Source organism: Saccharomonospora xinjiangensis XJ-54, assembly GCF_000258175.1.
Lineage (GTDB): Bacteria > Actinomycetota > Actinomycetes > Mycobacteriales > Pseudonocardiaceae > Saccharomonospora > Saccharomonospora xinjiangensis.
Window position 1 is genome coordinate 4,763,666 of the sequence record NZ_JH636049.1, and the last position, 7,881, is coordinate 4,771,546.

3 protein-coding genes are annotated in these 7,881 nt (G+C 72.7%); all 3 read right to left on the reverse strand.

Features of this window, described 5'->3' with window-relative positions; translation table 11 throughout:
- Positions 1-3,633: beta-ketoacyl synthase N-terminal-like domain-containing protein (locus SACXIDRAFT_RS21905; protein ID WP_006240831.1), on the reverse strand; the 3,633-nt coding region annotated here is incomplete at its 3' end.
- The gene (locus SACXIDRAFT_RS21670) at positions 3,630-7,595 is read right to left on the reverse strand and encodes a beta-ketoacyl synthase N-terminal-like domain-containing protein (protein ID WP_006240832.1); all 3,966 of its coding nucleotides are present in this window, start codon (positions 7,593-7,595) and stop codon (positions 3,630-3,632) included. The genes SACXIDRAFT_RS21905 and SACXIDRAFT_RS21670, both read right to left, overlap by 4 nt.
- The coding region (locus SACXIDRAFT_RS21675; protein WP_006240833.1) for an acyl carrier protein at positions 7,592-7,881 on the reverse strand (290 nt) is incomplete at its 5' end. The genes SACXIDRAFT_RS21670 and SACXIDRAFT_RS21675, both read right to left, overlap by 4 nt.

Here is a 7,881-nt window from a genome sequence, read left to right on the forward strand (position 1 = left end):
GTCGGGCTCCGCGGGGCCGAGCACGACGCGGAGGGCGACGGGGGCGCCGCTGGTCAAGTCCAGCGGCGCGTGCAGGGTCAGCTCCGCGATCCGCCCGGTGCCTGCGACCTCGCCGGCGCGGCCGACCAGATCGACGATCGCGGTGCCCGCCAGCAGGACACGGCCGTTGACGAGATGGTCACGCAACCACGGTTGCGCCGACAACGACACACCGCCGGTGACGGTGACCGTGCCGTCGGCACCGGTCACCGCGCCCGCGAGGTCGAGCAGGGGGTAGCCGCCCTCACCGGGGCTTCCCACGCCGGAGCGGTTCACCGTGGGTTCGGCCAGCTCCGACTGCCGCGCGTCGGCGGCAGGTGCCGCGGTGGGCTCAGCGGCACCAGCGGACCCAGCGTCCAGAGCGTCCACAGTGGATGTCGTGGGACCGCCGTTCCGCGCGGCCGGTGGGTCCACCCAGTAGCCGGTGGACTCGAACGGGTAGGTGGGAAGGCCGCCGAGCCGCATCGGCCTGCCCTGCGGGTACAGCGAAGCCCAGGCGATCATGCCACCGGCCGCCCATACCCTCGCGAGTTCGGTCAGCGGCCTGCCCTTGGCCCGTTCGGCGCGCACCGCCGAGGCCGGGCGTTTCGCCTCGCCCACCTCGGCCACCGTGGTGTCGCCCGAGCGCCACCGCGCGAGCTTGTCGGCGATCTCCGTGACACTGTCGGCGACGAGCGCGACACGGTGGCGCATCGGCTCGCGGCCGACCTGGCTGGTGTAGGCCACGCGTACGAGGTCGAGGCCGGGGTTGGCGCGCAGGTAGGCGATCCAGTTGTCGGCGGAGGCGGCGAGCCGGTCGGGAGTCCGGGCCGACAGCACGAACAGCGCGGGGCCCGTGCCCGGCTCGGCCGTGCTGTCCGGGGCCTGTTCGACGACGACGTGGGCGTTGACGCCGCCCGCGCCGATGCCGGTGATCCCGGCCCTGCGGGGCTGTGGCTGTCCGCCCACCACGGGCGGCTCCCACGGCGCGGGTTCGGCGGACAGCTCGAACGGCAGCGTTGCGAGGTCGATGGCCGGGTTCACCTCGGCAGGCACGCGGGTCGGCGGGAAGGTCCGCTCCCCGAGCGCGAGCACCACCTTGGCGAGCTGGGCCATGCCTGAGGACGCCTCGCCGTGGCCGATGTTGGGTTTCACGGAGCCGATCCGGAACTCGCCCTCCGCGTCGGCGCGCCCGCCGAAGACCTGCGTGACGGCGGTCATCTCGACGGCGTCGCCGATCTCGGTGCCGTTCACGGTGGTTTCGAGGTAGCTCACCGTGGCGGGATCGACGTCGGCGCGACGCAGCGCCGCACCGATCACCTCGGCCTGCCGACGGGGGTTGGGGCTGGTGAAACCGACGGTGCGCCCGTTGTGGTTCACGGCGCTGCCGAGCACGACGGCGCGCACGTGGTCGCGGTCGCGCTGCGCGTCGGCCAGCCGCTTGAGCACGACCACGCCGACGCCCTCACCGGGCACGATGCCGTTGCCGCCGATACCGAAGGCGGGGCACTCGGGCAGGTTGGACAGCATCTTCACCGCGCCGAGTTCGGCGTAGGTGGACGGGTGCAGATACAGGTTCACCCCGCCGACCAGCGCCATCGTGCACTCGCCCGACCGCAGGCTCTCCACGGCCTCGTGCAGGGCGACCAGCGCCGACGAGCACGCCGTGTCCACCGGCTTGCTCGGCCCGCCGAGGTCGAGGTGGTAGGAGACCCGGTTCACCATGTCGCCGAAGGACGTGCGCGGCAGGTCAACGCCCCTGTCGGGGCCGAGCCGGTCGAACCCGAGTTTCGACGCGCCCGCGAACACGCCCGTGGCCGCGCGCACGGCCGGGTCGAGCCCGTGCGGGCTGTAGCCCGCGTCCTCCAGCGCCGTCCAGCATTCCTGGAGGAAGATCCGCTGCTGCGGGTCGGTGTTGCGCACCTCCTGCTCGGTCATGCCGAAGAAACCGGCGTCGAACTCGTCGAAACCGTCGAGGAAACCGCCCCACCTTGAATGGCTCTTGCGGACGACGTCCATGCCCTGCGGTTCGGGGGTGTAGTACTCCCGCCAGTCCCAGCGGCTTGCCGGGATCTCGCCGATGGCGACGCGGTTGGACACCAGAAGATCCCAGTAGCGCCGGGCGTCCGGTGCGCCGGGAAAGCGCACACTGAGCCCGACGATCGCGATGGGTCCTCCGGTGTCCGCAGTGGACGGCGAAGGCCGGGTCCGCGCCCGCGTCGCGGGCTGTTCCGGGGCCGGGCTCGCGGCCCCGGCCGTCCCGCTCGCCCGCTCGGTCGCCGCACGCGCGGCCTCGGTCGGCCGGGTCGTGCGCTCGGTCGGCACGGCTGCGGGCGTCTGCGCGCTGGAGGCGGACGTCGAGTCCGGCTTCGCTGCGGGTGCCGCCGCGGGCACGGCACGGATCGCGACCAGGACCGCTTCGGGTGCGTCGTCCTCGTCAACGCCGGGAGGCAGCGGGTGGACGCGAACCTGCTCGAACCCGGCCCTGCCCAGAGCGGCCCGCCACTGGTCCGACGACAGCAGCGGCGAGCCAGGCAGCCTGCCCTCACCTCCGGTCGCCCACCAGTGCGCCGACAGCCCCAGCACCATCACGAGTGGTTCGGGCGCCGAGACCGCCTCGGTGAGCACGAGCAGTCCGCCAGGCCGCAGCAGTGCCGCCGCACCGGCGAGTGCCGCGTCGATATCGCCTGCGCTGTGCAGGACATTGGCGGCGAGCAGCACATCGGTCTCGCCCTGCGGCAGGCCGGGGCTGGGCGTGCTCACATCGAGGACGGCGAAGTCCACACCGTCACCGGCACCACAGAGCCGCTGCCGCGCCTGCTCGACGGCCTCGGCCGAGGAATCCGCGCACAGGTAGCGCACCCGGCCGCCCCACGGTGCGAGCGCGGGCAGCACCGTGGTGGTGACCCCGCCCGCGCCCGCGCCCAGTTCCACCACCGAGGCGCTCTCGGCGCCCGTCATCCGGCTGCGGAGGTACTCCGCCACCACGGCGGCCGTCACGGCACCGTGATCGGGACTGCCTGGGGTGTCGTCGCGGTTGTCCTGCTGGGCGATCGCGTCGTCGGCGAACATCACGTCGGAGATGCCCCGTCGGCCGGTGAGCACCTCGGGGTAGGCGTCGAGGCACCGGCGCACCAGCCGCGCTGTCGGCCCTGTGCCGCCGAACTCTCCGGCGATCCCGGCGACCATGGCGTCCACATCGGACTCGCCCAGTTCCCGCAGCGGGTGGTCAGCCACGAGTTCGTCGCCGTCGCGCCGCAGCATTCCCGCCGTGACGAGGATGCCGAGCACCGTGTCGAACAAGCGCCGGTGCTCGGTGACGACGCCGAGGCGGTCGGCGAGCGATTCGGGACGGGACCGTTCACCGGGGGTGCTGAACGCGCCCATGCGGCGCAGCGCGGAGGCGAGCATCCGCCTCGCGAGGACGGTGAGCGCGTCCATGCCGCGCTGCACCGCGAGTCCCACTCCGGGGTCCGCCCCGGCGAGTGCGGCCTCGGCCGCCGCCGAGAGCCGGTCCGCCACCTCGGCGGTGTTGCCGGTCGCGCCGTTGGGGGCGCCGTTGCTGACGCCGCTTCGCGCGGACTGCGTGCCGGGTGTGTGCGTCGTGCTGGTCATCGGCTGGTCACCGCCTCGCTGTACGGGGTGGCCGAGGCGATGCGCGCGCGGTTGCCCGCTCGCCGCTGCCCGGCCGTGGAGTCCTTGCGGAGCCGCAGGAGCAGATACGCCGCCCCGCCGCGTTCGAGAGGAACGGCGAGATCGGTGAGGAACCGCCACCGGCCCTTCGCCACAGGGTCGAGCGCGGCGGTGTTCTGATCGACGTCGAAGTCGGCGAGGAAGTGACCGGCTTCGGCGCTGGCGTCCACCACGTCGTCGAGCACGAACCCGGCATCGGCGAGCGCGTCGGCCCACTGCTCCGGGGTCGGCAGCGCGACCCCGAGCGCGGGATCGGACATCGCGTCGCCGACGGCGAGGAAGTCGGCGAGCAACAGCCTGCCGCCCTCGGGCAGTGCGGACGCGATCCCCGCGAGGTAGCCCGCCTTGTCGGTCATGAGGTGGCTGCCCTCGATCCCCACGGCCACGTCGCAGGGCTGCCGCACGGGCTCGGCGTCGCTGTGGGCGACGGTGACCTGGGTGTCGAGACCGTGTTCCTTGGCCGCCCGCAGGATCTGCTCCGCCTGCGCGGGATCGGCTGCCCTGAGGTGCACGTGAAGGCGGCGGTGCCGCGCCGCGAGCCGCAGTCCGGCCGCGCCGGACACGGCGTGCAGGTCGATCAGCCCGCCGACGCGGTCGAGGTCCTCACCGCGCAGCAGCGTGTCGAGCAGCGTGGCCTGGTACTCGCGGACGAGGTCGGTGTCGTCGGGGTCGGCGGCGGGGTCGAGCAGGACGCGGCTGGCGGAGAATCCAGTCTCTCTCGCGGGGAAGGGCGCCGTCCATGTCGGATGGGCAGGCCATTCCGGGATCTCGGCCGTGGCTGGCGTCGTGGAGTTCTGTCCCGGCAGCGCGCGGGCCCGGTCGGGGAAGTCGGCCGCGAGACTCTCCGCGACCTCACCGACCGAGGAGAACTCGAACAACAACGTCCGCGACGCCTCCGGAAACGCCTCCGCGATCCGATGATTCACCCGCGTCCGCACCACCGAGTCGATCCCGAACTCCGCCCACGAACCCCACACATCCACACCCGAGGCGTCCAACCCGGCCTCATCGGCCACCACACCCGACAACCACCCCGCAACCACCTCCGCAGCCGAGCCACCGGAAGCAGACGGTTCCTGAACGGGGGCAGCGGGCGGCTCCGGCACGGGGTCGGCACCACCGGACAGGGACAGCGCGCGGTCGGGGAAGTCGGCCGCCAGGCTCTCCGCGACCTCACCGACCGAGGAGAACTCGAACAACAACGTCCGCGACGCCTCCGGAAACGCCTCCGCGATCCGATGATTCACCCGCGTCCGCACCACCGAGTCGATCCCGAACTCCGCCCACGAACCCCACACATCCACACCCGAGGCGTCCAACCCGGCCTCATCGGCCACCACACCCGACAACCACCCCGCAACCACCTCCGCAGCCGAGCCACCGGAAGCAGACGGTTCCTGAACGGGGGCAGCGGGCGGCTCCGGCGCGTGTGTCGCTACCGGGGCACGGAGGGTGGCGCGACAATCGGAGGGGAAGTCGGTGGCCAGCAGGTCGGCCACCTCGTCCACGGTGGCGAACTCGAACAGCAGGGTGCGCGACGCCGAGGGGAAGTGCTCGGCGAGCTGCCGGTTCACGCGGGTCCGCACCACCGAGTCAACGCCGAACGCGTCGAAGCGCTCCCACCGGTCGATGGCGGAGGCCGCCACGCCGATCTCGGTGGCGATCACGTCCGCGAGCCAGGAGCCGATCTCCTCCCTGAGGCTGCTCCCCGCCGGGTACTGCTCGGTGACCACCGGGGCCGGCGGCACCTCGGCCACCTGAGGCGGCACAGGCGTCACAGGGTCCGCGGCCGGAACGGGGGCCGGTGCCGCCTGCGGTGCGGCAACGGCACGCTGCTTCGTGGCGCGCGGGGCCAGCCGGTCCTTGCCGTGCCGGATCGGCGCGAACGGATAGCCCGGCAGCGACACCCTGCGGCCTCCGCGGTCGGGCCAGTCGATGTTCGCTCCGTGGCACCAGGCCGTGGCGAGGTCGGTCAGCGACGTTGTTGTGGGGGCGGTCGGCGGCGTCGCGGTGGTTCCCGTGACGGTTCCGGCCGAGGGCGTGCCTGCCGCGAGCGCGCGCAACGCCGCGATCAGCTCCAGCATGGACCCGGCGAGCACCACGGCGCGCTCGGCCAGTGCCGCGCGTCCGCGTTGCAGCGTGCGGGCCACGTCGGCGAGGGAGGGCGGCGTGCGGTGGGGCCGCTGCGCGCTGTCCGGGGTTTCCGGGGCCAGCGCGTCGATCAGGCTGTCCACGGACGGCGCCTCGTAGAGGGTGTCCACGGTGACCTGCCCGCCGGTCTGCCTGCTCAGCAGGATGGCCAGGCGTGCGAGCTGGTGCGGCTCCGCGCCCTGGCTCTCCAGCGTCCGGTCGCCTCGCAGCTCGGTGACGCTCATCCCGAGGAGGTCGGCGATCAGCCTCCGCAGCACGTCCCGCTCGCTGCCCTCGGCGTTCTCGCCGCCGCTGGACACGCGGTGGAGGTACTCGGCCAGCTCACCTGCCAGCACGCGGAGCCGTTCGCCGTCGCGGGCCGACAGCGGAACCGCCACGGGGCCGGTCAGCGGGGTCTCCGGGCGGGGTTCGGGCAGGTACTCCTCCACGACGAGGTGCGCGTTGGTGCCGCTGTGGCCGAGAGAGTTGACGGCGGCCATGCGCGGCACGCCGGGGGTGGCGGGCCAGGGCCTGCCCACCGCGTCCACGGTGAATCCGGAACCGTCCAGTTTGATCATCGGGTTGAGCGTGCGGAACGTCGGCAGCCCCGGATACCGGTCGTGCCGCATGCTCAGCAACACCTTCACGACCCCGATCACCCCTGCCGCGGCGCCGGTGTGCCCGATGTGGGCCTTGGCGCTGCCCAGCACACATCCCGAGGGGTTCGTTCCCAGCCTGCCGAAGGCGCGGACGAGCGCGTTCGCCTCCACCGGGTCGCCGAGTGTGGTTCCGGTGCCGTGCGCCTCGACGTAGGCGATGCGGGAGGCGTCGATGCCGTGGCGCCGGTAGACCGCGTCGATCAACCGTTCCTGCGCCAGCCCGTTCGGCGCGGTGATGCCGTTGCTCGCACCGTCGTGGTTGACCCCGGTGGCCCTGATGACGCCCCGGATGTCGTCGCCGTCGGCCTCGGCGTCGGCGAGGCGCTTCAGGACCAGCACCGCGACTCCCTCGGAGAACACGGTGCCGTTGGCGGAGTTGTCGAACGTGCGGCATTCCCCGGTCGGGGACAGCACACCCATGTCGCCGAGGAGGTCGAGCGGGTCCTGGCTCAGCCCCGCATTGGTGCCCGCCGCCAGCGCGATGCCGCATTCCTCGTTGCGCAGGCTCTGGCAGGCGAGGTGGATCGCCACGATCGACGACGAGCACGCCGTGTTGACCACCAGCGCCGGTCCGTGCCAGTCGAGCAGGTACGAAAGGCGGGTCGCCACGAGCGCGTCGGAGGCGCCGGTGAACGACTGGTGCAGGTACCCGGCGGGCTCGGAGCCCACGAACATCCCGGTGTCGGAGCCGGTCAGCGACTCGGGATCGATACCGGCGTCCTCAAGGGCGTGCCAGGCCTCCTGGAGCAGCAGCCGCTGGTGCAGGTTCATCGAGTCGGCCTCGCGCGGGTCGATCCCGAAGAACGCGGCGTCGAAGCAGTCACGGTCGGCGATCACCCCGCCCCAGCGGTAGCCGTTGGGCTCCTCACCGAGGATCTCCTCGGGCAGTTCGCCAACGCACTTGCGGCCCTCGGCGAGATTGTCCCAGAACTGCCGGATGTCACCGGCTCCGGGGAACCGGCCCGCCATGCCGACGACGGCGATGTCCAGTGTGGACGTCGGTGGTGGCGTGCGCGGCGGCGCCGACGGCGCCGGGGACACGGAGCCACCGCCGAGGTAGCGATCCACGACAGATCGGAACTCGGTACTCGTCATCGCTGCCCTCCGCTGGTGTTGGTGACGACCTTGGCGAGGTAGTCGGTCAACCGGTCGATGGTGGTGTGGTCGTACAGAAGCGCGGCGTCGAGTTCGATCCCGAGTTCCTCGCCCAGTTCGGACACGAAGGACATCCCGGTGATCGAGTCAACGCCCAGTTCCGCGAACGCCGTGCGCGACGACAGCTCCGCGACGGGCACGCGCAGCGCCCGCGCGAGCCGCTCGGTGGTGAGCCGCCTGATCCGCTCCCGCTCCGCGCCGCGTTCCCCCTGCCGTCCGGCCTGCG

Bases quoted from the DNA above. Each gene is read 5' to 3' on its own strand.
- SACXIDRAFT_RS21670 (WP_006240832.1), bottom strand. From the start codon at position 7,595: ATGACGAGTACCGAGTTCCGATCTGTCGTGGATCGCTACCTCGGCGGT.